Genomic DNA, 16586 nt, shown 5'->3' on the forward strand with positions numbered 1-16586 from the left:
TACCCCACCTCATCGTCCCCGGCCGACCGGCCACGACATAGCTCAATGGTCCACTTTCTCACCCGGGCCGGGTGAGGCCCCGCTTTCGGGACCGGTGTCCGGTGTCGGGTCACTCGGCTGCCCGGGATCGGCCTCCGCCGAACCGTTCGGCTGCCCCGGATCGTCGTCGCCGCCGGACTCGTCACGAGCCATGGAGCGCTTGCGGTGGGTGTACATCCGGATGCCGGCGAGCACCAGGAGCAGGACACCGCCCGCGATGACCAGCATCACCGTCGGAGTGATCTCGGAGACCTGGACGGTGAACTCCATCGGCTCACCGTACGGCGTGCCGTCCTCGGTGTAGAGCCGTGCGATGACCGGTACGGGACCGTTGGCGTTCGCGATGGCGGTGAACTTCACCGACTGACTGCGGTCGCCGTCCACCTTCACGGGCTGTTCGCCGATCGCGGCGCCGTCCTCGCCCAACAGCAGGCGGGTGGGGCTCTTGGGCTGAAGTCTCAGCACCAGGTGGTCGACGCCCTGCACCAGCTTGTTCTGCACGGTGACGGCGAGGGTGGCACTGCGCCCCGACATGGTCGCGGTCGACTTCTGGATGAGGTGGACCTGGTCGGCCAGGCCGTCCAGGTAGAGCTGCACTCCGGAACGGTAGTTCTGCGCGCCGCCCGAATTGCCGCGCCAGGACGTCGACATCTCCCGGTTGATCGCGTTCCCGAAGGGGGTGACCACGCGGTCGGGCGCGCTCAGGATGACCTTGAACCGGTCCAGGGTGCCCTGGGTGCTCTTCATGTCCTGAAAGGCGTCGAGCGGCAGTTCCTGCTGGCGCAGGGAGTCGGGGTACGCGTTCGCACTGGGCGTCCGCGTGGTGGCCAGGGGGTCGGGCTTGGCGGCGGCCGCCGCGGACAGGTCGACCAGGGGCTGCGTCCAGCGCTGGGGATCCAGTGCGTGCAGCGCGGCGGCCATCGTCTGGGCCTGGCTGGCCGTCGGCATCCGCTGGGGCGCGACCACGATGCTGCGCTGCTTCTCGGGCTCCTCGAGCGTGATCGCGAGACTCTGGGCGAGGAATTCCTGCACGGCCAGCGTCGAGCCGCCCGCCATGGACATATCGGCCTGGAAGGCGGTGGAGAGCCGGGCGTCGGCGACGATGGCGTTGGCGCCGCCGCCGATGGGCCGGGCCGCCGTGGGCGTGTAGGACAGCGCGCCGTCCCGCAGGCTGTCGCTGCGGGCGATCACGTTGTGGGCGCCCGCCGAGGTGGCCACGTCGACGATCGACGGGTCGACAGCCCCCTCGACGGGCCAGGAGTAGTCGGCCGACGGGGTCACGTGCAGGATCGTGTCGATCGTCTTCTGGGCGACCTCGGTGGCGCTCTGCAGATGACCGAGGGAGCCCGGGACGTCCCGGCCGTGGTGGGCGAGCGAGGCGAGATCGGGATCGGCGAACGGCAGTGCGACCACCTTCTCGCCCTGGACCGCCGCCTCCAAGGCGCTCAGCCATGCCTTGGCCGCGTCCTGCCCGGTGCCGGTCACCAGGGTGTCGCCGACCTTGATCTTGTAGTTGCGGGTCATCGCGTCGACGGTGGCCAGCAGATCGGGGTCGATCACCCAGGTCACCGGCAGTTGCTTGCCGAGCGAGACCATCTGCTCGAGCCGCCCGCCGGGGCCGATGTCCCTGGCCAGGGAATCGTCGGCGAAGACCGGGGTCTGCTGGGCGTCCGAGCCGGTCTGGGCGGTGAGGTGGGACGAGGAGATCAGCGGCCACAGGAAGGTGAGCTGGCTCTTCTTGCCCTCGACGGCCTCCGGCTGCCACGGCAGGAACGTGTGCTGGATGCCGAGCACCTGGTCGTACCGCTGGTTCGCGGTCTGGCCCGACAGGGAGACACCGAGCTGATAGACCCCGCCCTCGTCCAGGCCCAGCTTGGCCACCGGCACGGAGAGCGTGAAGTCCTGGCTGATCCCGGTGGCCAGCTTGGCGAACTGGACGGTGGGGCCGTCGCTCAGCTCGGCGCCGTCACCGCTCGAGGTGGAGGCGCTGTGCGCGGCCGCCCCGTCGATCGCCGCGCGTCCGGACAGCTTCTGCCCCACCCGCAGCGCCACATGGGCGCCGGTGATGGCCTGCTTGCCCTTGTTGGTCACCGTGCCGGAGATTGTCAGCGTGTCGCTCTTGACGGGGGCCGTGGGGGCCACCGAGTCGAGGGACACCTGGACGCTCTGACCGCTCACGGCGTCCTCGGCCGCATCGGCCGTGGGGGCGGCCGTGGCGGACAGCAGGCCCGCGAACAGAGGGGCGCCGACGAGCAGTGCCGCCGTACGCCGGAACCACCGGCGGGCAGGAGAGGGAGTCATCCCCTGAGAATCTGCCGCCTCGGCCACGCGCTCGCCCGTCCCTCGCTGTCGGTTGCTGCGTCCACGCATGGTAACGATGCGGACTGTGGCGAAGTGCCGCGGACTGGTCTACATGATCGGAAGGGCGCCGTACCGAGGAGGGGCGCTCCCTACGGGCCCCGATGACAGCGCCCCGATAAACGGTGACGACCCGGTCGGCCGGGCCACGTACCCTTTTCTGTTGTGCCGAACGCCAATGAAGACAATCCCAGCGCACTGAGCCAGGTGCAGCGCCGCGCGGTGAGCGAACTGCTGCGGGTGTCCCCGGTCGCGGACGACCTCGCCATCCGATTCGAGGAGGCCGGGTTCTCCCTCGCCCTCGTGGGCGGGTCGGTCCGGGACGCTCTGCTCGGGCGGCTCGGCAACGACCTGGACTTCACCACGGACGCCCGCCCCGAGGACGTGCTCAAGATCGTTCGGCCCTGGGCGGACGCGGTCTGGGAGGTCGGGATCGCCTTCGGCACGGTCGGCTGCCAGAAGGACGGATACCAGATCGAGGTCACGACCTACCGTTCCGAGGCGTACGACCGGACCTCGCGCAAGCCCGAGGTGTCCTACGGCGACTCCATCGAACAGGACCTCGTGCGGCGCGACTTCACCGTCAATGCGATGGCGGTGGCGCTGCCCCAGAAGGAGTTCGTCGACCCGCACGGTGGCCTCGAAGACCTCGCCGCACGGGTGCTCCGCACGCCCGGCACCCCCGAGGAGTCCTTCTCCGACGACCCGCTGCGGATGATGCGCGCCGCGCGCTTCGCAGCCCAGCTGGACTTCGAGGTGGCACCCGAGGTCGTCACCGCCATGACGGACATGTCGGGCCGTATCGAGATCGTGTCCGCGGAGCGTGTGCGGGACGAGCTGAACAAGCTGCTGATCTCTGCCCATCCGAAGAAGGGGCTGCGGCTCCTGGTCGACACCGGGCTGGCCGAGCACGTCCTGCCGGAGCTGCCGGCCCTGCGGCTGGAGAGTGACGAACACCACCGTCACAAGGATGTCTACGAGCACTCGCTGACCGTTCTGGACCAGGCGATCGACTTGGAGCAGGACGGCCCGGACCTGGTGCTGCGGCTGGCGGCGCTGCTGCATGACATCGGCAAGCCGAGGACGCGGCGCTTCGAGTCGGACGGACGGGTCTCCTTCCACCACCACGAGGTGGTCGGCGCGAAGATGACCAAGAAGCGCATGACCGAGCTGAAGTACTCGAACGACATGGTCAAGGACGTCTCGAAGCTCGTGGAACTGCACTTGCGCTTCCACGGGTACGGCACCGGGGAGTGGACCGACTCGGCGGTGCGACGGTACGTCCGCGACGCGGGGCCGCTGCTTGAGCGGTTGCACAAGCTGACCCGCTCGGACTGCACGACGCGCAACAAGCGCAAGGCGAACGCGCTGTCCCGGGCCTACGACGGCCTGGAGGAACGCATCGCGGAGCTCCAGGAGCAGGAGGAGCTGGACTCGATCCGGCCCGACCTCGACGGCAACCAGATCATGGAGATCCTGGGCATCAGCCCGGGACCGGCGATCGGGCAGGCGTACAAGCATCTGCTGGAACTGCGCCTGGAGAACGGGCCCATGGACCACGACGCGGCGGTCGCGGCGCTCAAGGAATGGTGGGCGGCGCAGGGCTGAGGTCGTGTTTCACGTGAAACACGACGAGTGACGGCATGACGGCGGGGGCGGTGTTTCACGTGAAACACCGCCCCCGCTTATGCGCTGCTACTTGGTGTCGCCCAGGCAGAGGGTGAAGGAGTTGCCCTTCTCGTCCCAGGTGAACGCCGCGGTGGTGCCCGTGACGTTCTGGCAGGTCAGCTGAGGAGTGCTGGCGCCGGGGCTCTTCTTGAGCACCTTGTTGGTCGCCTTGGCGTCCGTGCAGCTCACCTGCTGGATGTCGGGCTTGTTGTCGGTGCCCTTGTTGTACAGGCAGTCGCCGACGGCCAGCTGCTTGGCGTCGTCACTGTCCTTGCTGAGGTACCAGCCGCCGGCTATGACGACCAGGCCGACGACGATGCCGATGGCCTTGATGGCCTTCTTGCCGCCGCCACGCGTCGGGGTGCCCTGCGGGGCCATGGGGACGCCTTGGTAGGGCGCTCCCTGCGCCGGGAAGCCGGGCTGCCCGGCCTGCCCGTACGGTGCGTTCTGGTTCTGGGCGTACGGGTTCTGGCCCTGGGGCGGCGTGGTCACGGAGAAGGTCCCCCTCAAAAGGATGGCGATGTATGACGCCCGTAAGTTAGCGGGCCCCTACGACACCGCCGACACCGCAGGCCACTCTGTGTCCTCGATGTGACACTCAGGAGTGCGGAAACCGGGTCATACCTGCCGCTACCGCTGCGTAGATGAGCGAGACCGTGATGACGAGCGGGGCCGAGCGACCGTCCGGCGGGAGCATCAACGCGGCGACGGCGGCGGCGCCGACGAAGGCCATGTTGAACAGGACGTCATAGAGGGAGAAGATCCGCCCGCGGTAGGAGTCGTCCACCGTGGACTGGATGACCGTGTCCGTGGTGATCTTCGCGCCCTGGGTGACGAGCCCCAGAACGAAGGCGGCGATCAGCATCGGCACGGGGGCGAAGGGCAGACCCAGCGCCGGTTCCAGAACCGCGGCGGTCGCCGAGCACACCATGATCCACCGGTACTGGCCGAGGTGACCCACCGCCCATGGGGTCATGACCGCCGCGACGAAGAAGCCCGCCCCGGAGATGCCCACGGCGAGTCCGAGCAGGGCGAGTCCACCCGCCCCGGCACCCTTGTCCGACCCTCCGGCCCAGGCGTACCGGCAGAGCATCAGCAGCATCACGGTCAGCGCCCCGTAGCAGAACCGCATCAGCGTCATCGCGGCGAGAACCCGGGCCGCGGGCCGGCGCCGGTTCAAGTGCCGTACGCCGTCCGCGAGGCCGCGTGCCGTGGAACGGAGCACCGCGGCGAGGCCGGGCTGGACGGCCCGGGGATCCGGCCCGAGCAGACCCGGCGGAAGCCGGAGGGAGGCCAGGGAAGCGCAGAGGTAGAGGACGGCGCCCAGGATGACGGTCGCGGCATCGGCGTCGATCACCAGGCGCAGGGCGAACGCCAACCCGCCGCCTGCGGTCGCGGCAAGGGTTCCGGCGGTCGGGGAGAGCGAGTTGGCCATCACGAGCCGCTCGGCGTCGACCACCCGGGGCAGCGAGGCCGAGAGCCCGGCCAGGACGAAGCGGTTGACCGCCGTCACGGCGAGCGCGGAGGCGTAGAAGAGCCAGTCGGGCGCGGACGCGAGCACGAGCAGCGCCGTGCAGCCGGCGAGGACGGCCCGCAGAAGGTTCCCGTACAGAAAGACCTGTCGGCGTCGCCAGCGGTCCAGAAGCACGCCAGCGAAGGGGCCGACGAGCGAGTACGGCAGGAGCAGCACGGCCATGGCGGAGGCGATCGCGCCCGGCGATGCCTGTTTCTCGGGGGAGAAGACGACGTATGTGGCGAGGGCGACCTGATAGACGCCGTCCGCGGCCTGGGACAGCAGTCGTACGGCCAGCAGATGCCGGAAGTGCTTCAGGCGCAGAAGCACGCGGAGGTCACGTACGACAGGCATGTGAGCAAGCGTCACATACGGAAAGAGTCCCCGTGCACACCGCATGCACGGGGACCCTCAGCCGTTCTCAAAGGTGCGAGCTCTAGCGCTCGACCTCGCCCTTGATGAACTTCTCGACGTTGGCGTAGGCCTCGTCGTCGAAGTACTGGACCGGCGGGGACTTCATGAAGTAGCTCGACGCGGAGAGGATCGGGCCGCCGATGCCGCGGTCCTTGGCGATCTTCGCGGCGCGCAGGGCGTCGATGATGACACCCGCGGAGTTCGGGGAGTCCCAGACTTCGAGCTTGTACTCGAGGTTCAGCGGGACGTCACCGAAGGCGCGGCCCTCGAGGCGCACGTACGCCCACTTGCGGTCGTCCAGCCAGGCCACGTAGTCCGAGGGACCGATGTGGACGTTCTTCTCGCCCATGTCGCGGTCGGGGATCTGCGAGGTGACGGCCTGCGTCTTGGAGATCTTCTTGGACTCCAGGCGGTCGCGCTCCAGCATGTTCTTGAAGTCCATGTTGCCGCCGACGTTGAGCTGCATGGTGCGCTCAAGACGGACACCGCGGTCCTCGAACAGCTTGGCCATCACGCGGTGCGTGATGGTGGCGCCGACCTGCGACTTGATGTCGTCGCCGACGATCGGGACGCCTGCCTCGGTGAACTTGTCCGCCCACTCCTTGGTGCCGGCGATGAATACCGGGAGGGCGTTGACGAACGCGACCTTGGCGTCGATGGCGCACTGGGCGTAGAACTTCGCGGCGTCCTCGGAGCCGACCGGCAGGTAGCAGATGAGGACGTCGACCTGCTTGTCCTTGAGGACCTGGACGACGTCGACCGGAGCCTCGGCGGACTCCTCGATGGTCATCCGGTAGTACTTGCCGAGACCGTCCAGGGTGTGGCCGCGCTGGACCGTGACGCCCTTGTTCGGGACGTCGCAGATCTTGATGGTGTTGTTCTCGCTGGCGCCGATGGCGTCCGAGAGGTCGAGGCCGACCTTCTTGGCGTCGACGTCGAACGCGGCGACGAACTCCACGTCACCGACGTGGTAGTCGCCGAACTGGACGTGCATCAGACCCGGGACCTTGGCGGCCGGGTCGGCGTCCTTGTAGTACTCGACGCCCTGCACCAGCGAGGCGGCGCAGTTGCCCACGCCGACGATGGCTACGCGAACCGAACCCATTCCGGTTGCTCCCTGTTCGATCTCTTCGAAGTCCTGCGTGCGCAGGCTCTTCAGTTGGCGGTGTCCTCGGACGGATCCGGCCGGGTGCTGTCCCGGTTCCGGGGCAGACCGCCCGTCTCTCCTGATGTGTGGTCCTGCTGAGCGGAGCCGGTGGCGGGGCCGGATCGCTGATCCCGTCCCGCCCGCTCGCTCTCGATGAGCTCGTTCAGCCAGCGCACTTCGCGCTCCACGGACTCCATGCCGTGGCGCTGGAGCTCAAGCGTGTAGTCGTCCAGGCGCTCGCGCGTACGGGCCAGGGAGGCGCTCATCTTCTCGAGGCGCTCCTCCAGCCGGCTGCGACGCCCTTCCAGCACGCGCATCCGCACCTCTCGCTCCGTCTGGCCGAAGAAGGCGAAACGGGCGGCGAAGTGCTCGTCCTCCCAGGTGTCGGGGCCGGTGTGGGAGAGCAGCTCCTCGAAGTGCTCCTTACCTTCCGCCGTCAACCGGTAGACGATCTTGGCGCGGCGCCCTGCGAGTGAAGCGGCGAGCGCGTCCTCGGGAGCGCTGCCCGGCTCCTCGATCAACCAGCCGTTGGCGACCAGTGTCTTGAGGCAGGGGTAGAGGGTCCCGTAGCTGAAGGCCCGGAAGATCCCCAGCGAGGTGTTGAGCCGCTTGCGCAGCTCGTAACCGTGCATCGGGGCCTCACGGAGCAGGCCGAGTACGGCGAATTCGAGGATGCCGGAGCGCCTGCTCATCCTTCGCCTCCTCGGCAGTCGGGGACCTTTATGCCGTGCTGATGTATCGACTCGATACATCAGCACGATAGGGCGGTGCGGCAGCTGCGGCAAGAGGGGCCATGGTGAACGGCGTCACATCCTCAATTCATAGGCAGCAAGTTGCCTGATTTGGGGTGAACTTCGGCCCTAGGGAGGTTTTGAGCGTGCGTAGTCTGTGCGCCATGCAGATCACTGTGTGCCGAGTGACGCCAGGGGGGCGTCGGCGTGTTCCACGCCCTCGGCACACGGGACGCAGCGCGGCCAGGTCCTTCGCGGGGCCGCCGCGCGTACCGGGGGGACAGGAAATCAGCTGCCGTTCCCAGGCGCTCTCGCCTGCCCGAGGAGTAGTCGTTCGATGAGCGAGCACCGTCGCAAACCGCCGCAGCCCCAGGGCGGTGGGCGTGCCGCGGCCCGGCGCGCCGCGCAGCAGCCCTCCGGTCGCAGGGCGGCCCGGCCGGCGGCCGGAACTCCGGGCCCCTCGCCGGCCGCCTCACACGGATCGCCCTCGGGCCCGGGTGCGGACGAGACCGCCTACGGCGGCCGGGCCGAGGCGCGGCGGGCCCAGCGTGGCGGCGGACGCAGACGCGCTCCCGACGGTGCCGGGCCTCCCTCGGGACCCGGACGCCGAGCGGGCCGGGGCGGCGCGGGCGGCGGCGGTCGGCCGTCCAAGAAGCGATTCATCGACTACCCCCGCTTCGGCAAGCAGGGGTGGCGGCGCTGGATGCCGTCGTGGAAGCTCGTCAGTGCATGCGCACTCGGGTGTTTCGGCGTGCTGATCGCCGTCATCGGGGTGGCCTACTACATGGTCGCCATCCCGGACGTGGCCCGGGCGGCGCAGGCCCAGAACAACGTCTACTTCTGGTCCGACAGGACGCAGATGGTCGCCACCGGCGGTGAGGTCAACCGCCAGATCATCCCGTACGAGCAGATCCCGACGGCGATGCGGTACGCCGTCATCTCGGCCGAGAACAAGACCTTCGAGACCGACAGCGGCGTCGACCCGCAGGGCATCGCCCGCGCCCTGGTGAACATGGCGAAGGGCGGCCAGACCCAGGGCGGCTCGACCATCACGCAGCAGTACGTGAAGAACGCCCAGCTCAACGACCAGTCGCAGACGATCACCCGTAAGTTCAAAGAGCTCTTCATCTCCATCAAGGTCGGCGCGACCCGGCCCAAGAGCGAGATCATGGCCGGGTACCTGAACACCGCGTACTACGGCCGCGGTGCCTACGGCCTCCAGGCCGCGGCCCGCACGTACTACGGCAAGGACGCCAAGGACCTCGACCCGAGCCAGTGCGCCTTCCTCGCCTCGCTCCTCAAGGGAGCGACGTACTTCGACCCGGCCGGAGCCCCGGAGATCGACCCGTTGGCGACCGCCGAGCAGAACACCAAGAACGCCACGGAGCGCTGGGGCTGGATCCTCGACCAGGAGGTCAAGGACAAGCACATGGACGCGGCCGAGCGCGCCAAGTACAAGACGTTCCCGATGCCCGACAAGCCCAAGAAGAACGCGAATCTGGGCGGGCAGATCGGCTACCTGGTGTCCCTCGCCCAGGCGTCCGCGAAGAACAGCAACCCCGACATCGACCTGGCCAAGGGCGGATACCAGATCTACACGACCTTCGACAAGAAGAAGGTCCAGGAGATGGAGAGCGTGGTCAAGAAGGTCCGGGACAAGAACATCGACCCCAAGAAGCGCGACAAGGACACCTTCGTCCAGTTCGGCGCCGCTTCGGTGGATGTGAAGACAGGGGCCATCGTGGCCATCTACGGCGGCGACGACGCGACCAAGCACTTCACCAACAACGCCGACGAGACCGGCGCCCAGGTCGGCTCGACCTTCAAGCCGTTCGTGCTCGCGGCCGCGATGCAGTACGGAAAGCGCGACCCCGACAAGCCCGCCTCGCAGAGCGACTCGTCCCGGACGCCCGTCTCCCCGGACAGCATCTACAGCGGCAAGAACAAGCTGAAGATCAAGAACTACGACGGCACCATCTGGAAGGACCAGAAGGGCGGGGAATGGCTCCAGACCAACGATGGTGACCAGTCGTACAACCCGCCGAGCTACGCCATCGACCTGCGCTATGCGATGCAGGAGTCGGTGAACACTCCCTATGTCCAGCTCGGTATGGACGTCGGCACCGACAAGGTGAAGCAGGCCGCCATGGCCGCCGGGCTGCGCGACAGCAAGACCAGCATGGCCTCCTCCAGCGTCCCGTCGTTCTCCATCGGTACGTCCTCGCCCAGCGCGATCCGCATGGCCGGCGCGTACGCCACGTTCGCCGCCAGCGGTACGCAGCGCGATCCGTACTCGGTGACGGAGGTGAAGAAGAACGGCACGACCATCTACAAGCACGAGGACCAGACCAAGAGCGCCTTCCCCGCCGCTGTGGCCAACAACGTCACGGACGTCCTGAAGGGTGTGGTCGAAAAGGGCACGGGAACCCATGCCAAGCTCAGCGGGCGGCAGGTCGCTGGCAAGACGGGTACTACCGACGGCAACCGGTCGGCCTGGTTCGTGGGCTACACCCCGCAGTATTCGACGGCCGTCGGCATGTATCGCCTTGATGACAACGAGACCAGCAAGAAGCGCGAGTTCCTGACCATGTTCGGAACGGGTGGCCAGGACAAGATCCACGGTGCCTCGTTCCCGTCGACCATCTGGCACGACTACATGGAGCAGGCGCTCGGCGACTCCCCCGCCGAATCCTTCCCGGCACCTCAGAAGATCGGCGACAAGGTCTACGGCGGCGGCATGGCCCCCAGCCCCACCCCGACGCCGACCCCCAGCTCCGCCCCTCCTTCCCCGACGCCGACCCCGAAGCCGTCCATCACTCCGTCGATGCCCCCGCCGTCGCCGACTCCGACCCGCTCGTGCAGCAAGTGGGACTGGACGTGCAACGACACGGGCGGAGGCGCCGGCAACCAGGGTCCGACGAACGGCGGAACGGATGGTGGGGCGACCCTGAGCCCGTCCCCCACCAAGACGAAACCCGGCGGCGGTCCGGGAGGCGGTGCCCCCGGCGGCGGCTGGTTCGGAGGGACCGGCGGATAGCTGGGCGTACTACTGACGGCGGGGGGTGACGTTTCACGTGAAACGTCACCCCCCGTTTCACGTGAAACGGCGTCCTCGTTTCACGTGAAACACAGGCGCTCCCCGCATCCACAGCGCTGTACGGCAGGATGTCCGGCATGACGAGCGAGACGAGCCCCCGTGCGTACCGGGACCGGCGCGGAGACTCCGCGGAACCCGTCGTGCACCCCACGGAGCAGGACGAGGTCGCCGCGGCCGGCAGCGAGCTGATCGGTGGCCCGCTCGGCCGCTGGGCCAGGCCCGGTCGACACTGGCTAACCCCGGTCAGAGTGGTGGTGCTCGTCGCGATCGGCATGTTCGCGCTGGGGATGGTGCAGAAGCTGCCCTGCTACGACTGGGCATGGTTCCGGGGCGCCAATTCGCAGTACACGCACGCCTGTTACTCGGACATCCCCCATCTGTATTCGCTGCGCGGCTTCGCGGACAACCTGGTGCCGTACTTCGACCGCCTCAACGGCGACATGAACTACCTCGAGTATCCGGTGCTCACCGGTCTGTTCATGGAGGTCGCCTCCTGGCTGACGCCGGGCAGTGGCGACATGCAGCACCGGGAGCAGATGTACTGGATGGCCAACGCGGGGATGCTGATGGCGTGCACGGCCGTCATCGCCGTGTGTGTCGCGCGGACGCACCGCCGACGTCCCTGGGACGGCCTCCTGGTCGCGCTGGCCCCGGCCTTCGCACTCACGGCCACCATCAACTGGGACCTGTTCGCCGTCGCCCTCACCGCGGCCGCCTTGCTGATGTGGTCGCGCGGCAGGACGCTCGCCTTCGGCATTCTGATCGGCCTGGCGACGGCCGCGAAGCTCTATCCCGTACTGATCCTCGGCCCACTGCTCGTGCTGTGCTGGCGGGCGGGCAAATGGCGGGAGTTCGGGGCCGCCGCGCTGGGGGCCGCGGGCGGCTGGCTGGTGGTGAACCTGCCGGTGATGATGCTGGCGCCCGAGGGGTGGAAGAAGTTCTACACCTTCAGCCAGGAGCGTTCCGTCGACTTCGGTTCGTTCTGGCTGATCATCTCGCAGCGTACGGGCAAGGGCCTGGACACCGACATGGTGAACGCCCTGGCCATGCTCCTCATGGTGCTCGCCTGCGCCGGAATCACGGTGCTCACGCTCACCGCACCGCGCCGGCCGCGCCTGGCCCAGCTCGCCTTCCTCGTGGTCGCCGCGTTCATCGTCACCAACAAGGTCTACTCGCCGCAGTACGTGCTGTGGATGATCCCGTTGGCAGCGCTCGCCAGGCCGCGCTGGCGGGACTTCCTGATCTGGCAGGCCGGAGAGGTCGCGTACTTCCTCGGGATCTGGCTGTACCTCGCCTACACGATGAGCGGTGAGAAGCACCAGGGGCTGCCGACCGAGGGCTATCAACTGGCCATCGCGGCGCATCTGTTGACCACGCTGTACCTGTGCGCCGTCGTGGTGCGCGACATCCTGCTGCCGGAACGCGACGTCGTCCGTCGGGACGGCTCCGACGATCCCTCGGGTGGCGTTCTGGACCGGGCCGAGGACGTGTTCGTCCTGGGCCATGCCGCACACCCCCCGCGTCACGCGGCCCTGCTCGAACAGGGGCCCCGGGTCGAGTGGGGCACGCGTACCCCTCTCACCTAGGAGACTCCGGGGCAAGGCTCGGGCCCCTGACCGACGGCGGCTGTCGTCGGTCAGGGGCCCGATGTCGTGGGTGTCCGAAGGCGGCGGGGCTAGCGCTCCACCAAGCGGTCGAACTGGGTGGTGGTGTGGCGCAGATGGGCCACCAACTCATCGCCCACGCGCGGTTCCTGGGAGTCCGACGGCACGAACAGGATCGACACCTGCATGTGCGGCGGCTCCGCGAACCAGCGCTGCTTGCCGGCCCAGACGAACGGCGACAGGTTGCGGTTGACGGTGGCGAGCCCCGCGCGGGCTACGCCCTTGGCCCGCGGCATCACCCCGTGCAGCGCCTTCGGCGCCTCCAGGCCCACGCCGTGCGAGGTGCCTCCGGCGACCACGACCAGCCAACCGTCGGAGGCGACCTTCTGCTGGCGGTAGCCGAACCTGTCGCCCTTGGTGACCCGGGTGACATCGAGGACGGAGCCCCGGTACTGGGTCGCCTCGTGGTCGCCGAGCCACAGCCGCGTGCCGATGCGCGCCCGGAAGCGGGTCTGCGGGAACTGCTGCTGGAGCCGGGCCTGCTCCTCGGCGCGCAGGTGGCTGACGAACATGGTGTGCAGCGGCAACCGGGCCGCGCGCAGCCGGTCCATCCACGCGATGACCTCCTCGACGGCGTCCGAGCCGTCGGTTCGGTCCAGCGGAAGGTGCAGCGCAAAGCCTTCGAGGCGTACGTCCTCGATGGCGGAGCGGAGCATGCCGAGCTCCTCCTCCTTCACGCCGTGGCGCTTCATCGAGCTCATGCACTCGATGACCACGCGGGCGCCCACCAGGGCGTGCACACCGTCCACCGAGGAGACCGAGCGGATCACCCGGTCGGGCAGCGGCACCGGCTCCTCGCCGCGCCGGAACGGCGTCAGGACGAGCAGATCACCGCTGAACCAGTCCTTGATCTTGGCGGCTTCGTAAGTGGTGCCGACCGCCAGGATGTCCGAGCCGAACCGGGACACCTCGTCCGCGAGGCGCTCGTGGCCGAAGCCGTAACCGTTGCCCTTGCAGACCGGGACGATGCCCGGGAACTGGTCGATCACGGACTTCTGGTGCGCCCGCCAGCGAGCGGAGTCGACATAGAGGGTGAGCGCCATGGCCGTCCGGACCTTTCTGATGGCTGCGATGTGTCGGAGGTACGAGGAACGAGGTTACGCACCCGGTCAGCGGCGCGACATATACATGTCCAGCGCCTTGTGGAGCAGCTTGTTCAGCGGGAAGTCCCACTCGCCGAGGTACTCGGCCGCCTCACCACCGGTGCCCACCTTGAACTGGATGAGACCGAAGAGGTGGTCGGTCTCGTCCAGGGAGTCGGAGATGCCGCGCAGGTCGTAGACCGTGGCGCCCATCGCGTAGGCGTCGCGGAGCATCCGCCACTGCATCGCGTTGGAGGGCCGCACCTCGCGGCCGATGTTGTCGGAGGCGCCGTAGGAGTACCAGACGTGCCCACCGACGACGAGCATCGTCGCGGCCGAGAGGTTCACGCCGTTGTGGCGCGCGAAGTAGAGCCGCATCCGGTTGGGGTCCTCGGAGTTGAGGACGGTCCACATGCGCTGGAAGTACGACAGCGGGCGCGGGCGGAAGTGGTCGCGCACCGCGGTGATCTCGTACAGGCGCTGCCACTCGGCGAGGTCCTCGTAGCCGCCCTGGACGACCTCGACGCCGGCCTTCTCGGCCTTCTTGATGTTGCGGCGCCACAGCTGGTTGAAGCCCTTGAGGACGTCGTCGAGCGAGCGGTTGGCGAGCGGCACCTGGAACACGTAGCGCGGCTGGACGTCACCGAACCCGGCGCCGCCGTCCTCGCCCTGCTGCCAGCCCATCTTGCGCAGCCGGTCGGCGACTTCGAAGGCGCGCGGCTCGATGTGCGTGGCCTCGACGTCACGCAGGCGCTTCACATCGGGGTCCTGGATACCGGACTTGATGGCCGTCGAGTCCCAGCGGCGGATGACGACCGGCGGGCCCATCTTCACCGAGAACGCACCCTGCTGCTTGAGGTGCGCCAGCATCGGCTTCAGCCACTCGTCCAGGTTGGGCGCGTACCAGTTGATGACCGGGCCCTCGGGCAGATACGCCAAGTAGCGCTTGACCTTGGGGAGCTGACGGTAGAGGACCAGGCCGGCGCCTACGAGCTGCTCGTTCCTGTCGAACCAGCCAAGGCTCTCCGAACGCCATTCCGTCTTGACGTCAGCCCACGCCGGGACCTGGCAGTGGCTCGCCGCGGGCAGTGTCTGGATGTACGCCAGATGCTGCTCACGGCTGATGGTCCTCAGGGTCAGGCTCATGCGGGGCGCTCCTCGGCAGGTGTGTCCCCATGGGGTCAGGGGCTCCGGCTCTCGTGCCGAAGCCTACTGGGCCACAGGAGCGCCCCGGATGGCCGCACGGCACTGTGCCGCACGGGATTCCGCGGTGGGGACGGGTGTCGCGCGGCCGTCAGCCGCCGACGACACCGCCGAAGAGGCCGCCGTGGGCCATGCCGAGGAAGAAGCCGACGGCGGATGCGCCGAGCCCGAGGATCAACAGGAACCGCTCGCGCGTCGTCGCCGAGATGAACTGCCCGTACGCGCCGCTGACGATGCCGATCAGGCCGGCCCACGAGCTGATCAGGTGGAGGTTGTAGAACCACGCCGTGGTGAAGGCCAGCACGCCCAGGACGACCGTGACGGCCGCGAACGTGTCCTGGAGCGGATGGGGCCTTCCGTCGGTGGCGAAGAGGGAGACGGGGGCGTTCGGTCGCACTGCTTGTGCCATGGGGCACCTCCTGGCGGAAAGCGGCGAAGGGTGACGCCGCACACACCGATGTGTACAGATTGCGTCCCCTGCCCACTGGATTTCAACCGGAAGCGGGTCAACAGGTACTCTGGACGGTCTGCACCGGTGTCAGCCGTGCCCGCATGCCCTCCCGCTCCTCACGGAGGGGGTTGTCAGTGGGGGCCGATACCGTTGCTTACGCATCACGACCCTCCTGCCACGGAACGACCGTGGCCGCTGAGTCCAAAGGAGGTGGGTTCCACATGCGTCACTACGAGGTGATGGTCATCCTCGACCCCGATCTGGAGGAGCGCGCTGTCTCTCCCCTGATCGAGAACTTCCTCTCCGTCGTCCGCGAGGGCAACGGAAAGGTCGAGAAGGTCGACACCTGGGGCCGTCGGCGTCTCGCCTACGAGATCAAGAAGAAGCCCGAGGGCATCTACACGGTCCTCGACCTGCAGGCCGAGCCTGCGGTCGTCAAGGAGCTCGACCGTCAGATGAACCTGAACGAGTCGGTCCTCCGGACCAAGGTCCTCCGCCCCGAGACCCACTGAGCTTTCGCTCAGAGGTAATCGGGTCCGAGTAGCAACACAGCAGCCAGCAGCAATCCCCGCCGAGAGGTTCACCCATGGCAGGCGAGACCGTCATCACGGTCGTCGGCAATCTCGTCGACGACCCCGAGCTGCGCTTCACCCCCTCCGGTGCGGCCGTCGCGAAGTTCCGTGTCGCGTCCACTCCCCGCACCTTCGACCGTCAGACCAATGAGTGGAAGGACGGCGAAAGCCTGTTCCTGACCTGCTCGGTCTGGCGTCAGGCGGCGGAGAACGTCGCGGAGTCGCTTCAGCGAGGCATGCGCGTAGTCGTGCAGGGCCGGCTGAGGCAGCGGTCGTACGAGGACCGCGAGGGCGTCAAGCGCACGGTCTTCGAGCTGGACGTCGAGGAAGTCGGCCCCAGCCTCAAGAACGCCACGGCCAAGGTCACCAAGACCACCGGTCGCGGCGGTCAGGGTGGATACGGCGGCGGCGGTCAGCAGCAGGGCGGCGGCAGCTGGGGCGGAGCTCCCAGCGGTGGCCAGCCGGCCGGCGGCGGTGCTCCCGCCGACGACCCCTGGGCCTCCAGCGCGCCGGCCGGCGGCGGACAGCCGCAGCAGGGTGGCAACGGCGGTGGCAGCTGGGGCGGAAGCTCCGGCGGCGGCTACTCGGACGAGCCGCCCTTCTAGGGCAGCTCGTAACCCCCACTTCTTGATCACACAGGAGAAACA

At 68.3% G+C, this 16586-nt stretch carries 13 protein-coding genes; 5 read left to right on the forward strand and 8 right to left on the reverse strand.

Annotated features, from left to right (window positions below; translation table 11 throughout):
- Nucleotides 1-42: 42 nt before the first annotated feature.
- On the reverse strand, nt 43-2367 hold the full coding sequence (locus tag N4G70_RS16035) for a DUF6049 family protein (protein WP_261713329.1): 2325 nt from the start codon (nt 2365-2367) through the stop codon (nt 43-45).
- Between the two features lie 195 nt (nt 2368-2562).
- On the opposite strand from N4G70_RS16035, the gene N4G70_RS16040 reads away from it, so the two are divergent.
- A complete protein-coding gene (locus N4G70_RS16040) occupies nt 2563-4005 on the forward strand; it encodes a CCA tRNA nucleotidyltransferase (protein ID WP_261713330.1) in 1443 nt (480 codons plus the stop codon).
- An 87-nt stretch (nt 4006-4092) separates the two neighbouring features.
- On the opposite strand, the gene N4G70_RS16045 is transcribed toward N4G70_RS16040, so the two are convergent.
- The 4 genes from N4G70_RS16045 to N4G70_RS16060 all read right to left on the reverse strand — a co-directional run bounded on the left by N4G70_RS16045 (nt 4093) and on the right by N4G70_RS16060 (nt 7831).
- Nucleotides 4093-4557 (reverse strand): hypothetical protein, encoded by a 465-nt coding sequence (locus N4G70_RS16045; protein ID WP_261713331.1) that lies wholly within the window; start codon nt 4555-4557, stop codon nt 4093-4095.
- Between the two features lie 106 nt (nt 4558-4663).
- Nucleotides 4664-5932 (reverse strand): MFS transporter, encoded by a 1269-nt coding sequence (locus N4G70_RS16050; RefSeq protein WP_261713332.1) that lies wholly within the window; start codon nt 5930-5932, stop codon nt 4664-4666.
- Between the two features lie 82 nt (nt 5933-6014).
- Nucleotides 6015-7097 carry an inositol-3-phosphate synthase gene (locus N4G70_RS16055; RefSeq protein ID WP_120722427.1) on the reverse strand — a complete coding sequence of 361 codons (1083 nt, stop codon included), beginning with the start codon at nt 7095-7097 and terminating at the stop codon, nt 6015-6017.
- A gap of 50 nt (nt 7098-7147) precedes the next feature.
- Nucleotides 7148-7831: a PadR family transcriptional regulator gene (locus N4G70_RS16060; RefSeq protein ID WP_261713333.1), complete on the reverse strand. Its 684-nt coding sequence runs from the start codon at nt 7829-7831 to the stop codon at nt 7148-7150.
- A gap of 376 nt (nt 7832-8207) precedes the next feature.
- Here N4G70_RS16060 and N4G70_RS16065 point away from each other — a divergent pair, with 376 nt between their 5' ends.
- Both N4G70_RS16065 and N4G70_RS16070 read left to right on the forward strand, forming a co-directional pair.
- On the forward strand, nt 8208-10907 hold the full coding sequence (locus N4G70_RS16065) for a transglycosylase domain-containing protein (RefSeq protein WP_261713334.1): 2700 nt from the start codon (nt 8208-8210) through the stop codon (nt 10905-10907).
- Between the two features lie 137 nt (nt 10908-11044).
- Nucleotides 11045-12553, forward strand: a complete 1509-nt coding sequence (locus tag N4G70_RS16070) for a glycosyltransferase family 87 protein (RefSeq protein WP_261713335.1) — start codon at nt 11045-11047, stop codon at nt 12551-12553.
- A gap of 89 nt (nt 12554-12642) precedes the next feature.
- On the opposite strand, the gene N4G70_RS16075 is transcribed toward N4G70_RS16070, so the two are convergent.
- The 3 genes from N4G70_RS16075 to N4G70_RS16085 all read right to left on the reverse strand — a co-directional run bounded on the left by N4G70_RS16075 (nt 12643) and on the right by N4G70_RS16085 (nt 15325).
- Entirely contained in the window at nt 12643-13674 is a 1032-nt protein-coding gene (locus N4G70_RS16075; RefSeq protein ID WP_261713336.1) for an alanine racemase, read from the reverse strand.
- A 66-nt stretch (nt 13675-13740) separates the two neighbouring features.
- On the reverse strand, nt 13741-14859 hold the full coding sequence (locus N4G70_RS16080; protein WP_261713337.1) for an aminoacyltransferase: 1119 nt from the start codon (nt 14857-14859) through the stop codon (nt 13741-13743).
- A 148-nt stretch (nt 14860-15007) separates the two neighbouring features.
- Nucleotides 15008-15325: a hypothetical protein gene (locus N4G70_RS16085; RefSeq protein WP_261713338.1), complete on the reverse strand. Its 318-nt coding sequence runs from the start codon at nt 15323-15325 to the stop codon at nt 15008-15010.
- A gap of 263 nt (nt 15326-15588) precedes the next feature.
- Here N4G70_RS16085 and rpsF point away from each other — a divergent pair, with 263 nt between their 5' ends.
- Together rpsF and N4G70_RS16095 are read left to right on the forward strand one after the other, a co-directional pair.
- Complete coding sequence (gene rpsF, locus N4G70_RS16090; RefSeq protein WP_100575641.1) at nt 15589-15879, forward strand: 30S ribosomal protein S6; 291 nt, start codon at nt 15589-15591, stop codon at nt 15877-15879.
- 74 nt (nt 15880-15953) lie between these two features.
- Nucleotides 15954-16544 carry a single-stranded DNA-binding protein gene (locus N4G70_RS16095; protein ID WP_261713339.1) on the forward strand — a complete coding sequence of 197 codons (591 nt, stop codon included), beginning with the start codon at nt 15954-15956 and terminating at the stop codon, nt 16542-16544.
- The last annotated feature ends 42 nt before the right edge of the window (nt 16545-16586 follow it).

Origin of the sequence: Streptomyces sp. ASQP_92 (assembly GCF_025399895.1) — a bacterium.
Lineage (GTDB): Bacteria > Actinomycetota > Actinomycetes > Streptomycetales > Streptomycetaceae > Streptomyces.

Bases quoted from the DNA above. Each gene is read 5' to 3' on its own strand.
- N4G70_RS16050 (WP_261713332.1), bottom strand. From the start codon at position 5,932: ATGCCTGTCGTACGTGACCTCCGCGTGCTTCTGCGCCTGAAGCACTTC.
- N4G70_RS16055 (WP_120722427.1), bottom strand. From the start codon at position 7,097: ATGGGTTCGGTTCGCGTAGCCATCGTCGGCGTGGGCAACTGCGCCGCC.
- N4G70_RS16060 (WP_261713333.1), bottom strand. From the start codon at position 7,831: ATGAGCAGGCGCTCCGGCATCCTCGAATTCGCCGTACTCGGCCTGCTC.
- N4G70_RS16065 (WP_261713334.1), top strand. From the start codon at position 8,208: ATGAGCGAGCACCGTCGCAAACCGCCGCAGCCCCAGGGCGGTGGGCGT.
- N4G70_RS16070 (WP_261713335.1), top strand. From the start codon at position 11,045: ATGACGAGCGAGACGAGCCCCCGTGCGTACCGGGACCGGCGCGGAGAC.
- N4G70_RS16075 (WP_261713336.1), bottom strand. From the start codon at position 13,674: ATGGCGCTCACCCTCTATGTCGACTCCGCTCGCTGGCGGGCGCACCAG.
- N4G70_RS16080 (WP_261713337.1), bottom strand. From the start codon at position 14,859: ATGAGCCTGACCCTGAGGACCATCAGCCGTGAGCAGCATCTGGCGTAC.
- N4G70_RS16085 (WP_261713338.1), bottom strand. From the start codon at position 15,325: ATGGCACAAGCAGTGCGACCGAACGCCCCCGTCTCCCTCTTCGCCACC.
- rpsF (WP_100575641.1), top strand. From the start codon at position 15,589: ATGCGTCACTACGAGGTGATGGTCATCCTCGACCCCGATCTGGAGGAG.
- N4G70_RS16095 (WP_261713339.1), top strand. From the start codon at position 15,954: ATGGCAGGCGAGACCGTCATCACGGTCGTCGGCAATCTCGTCGACGAC.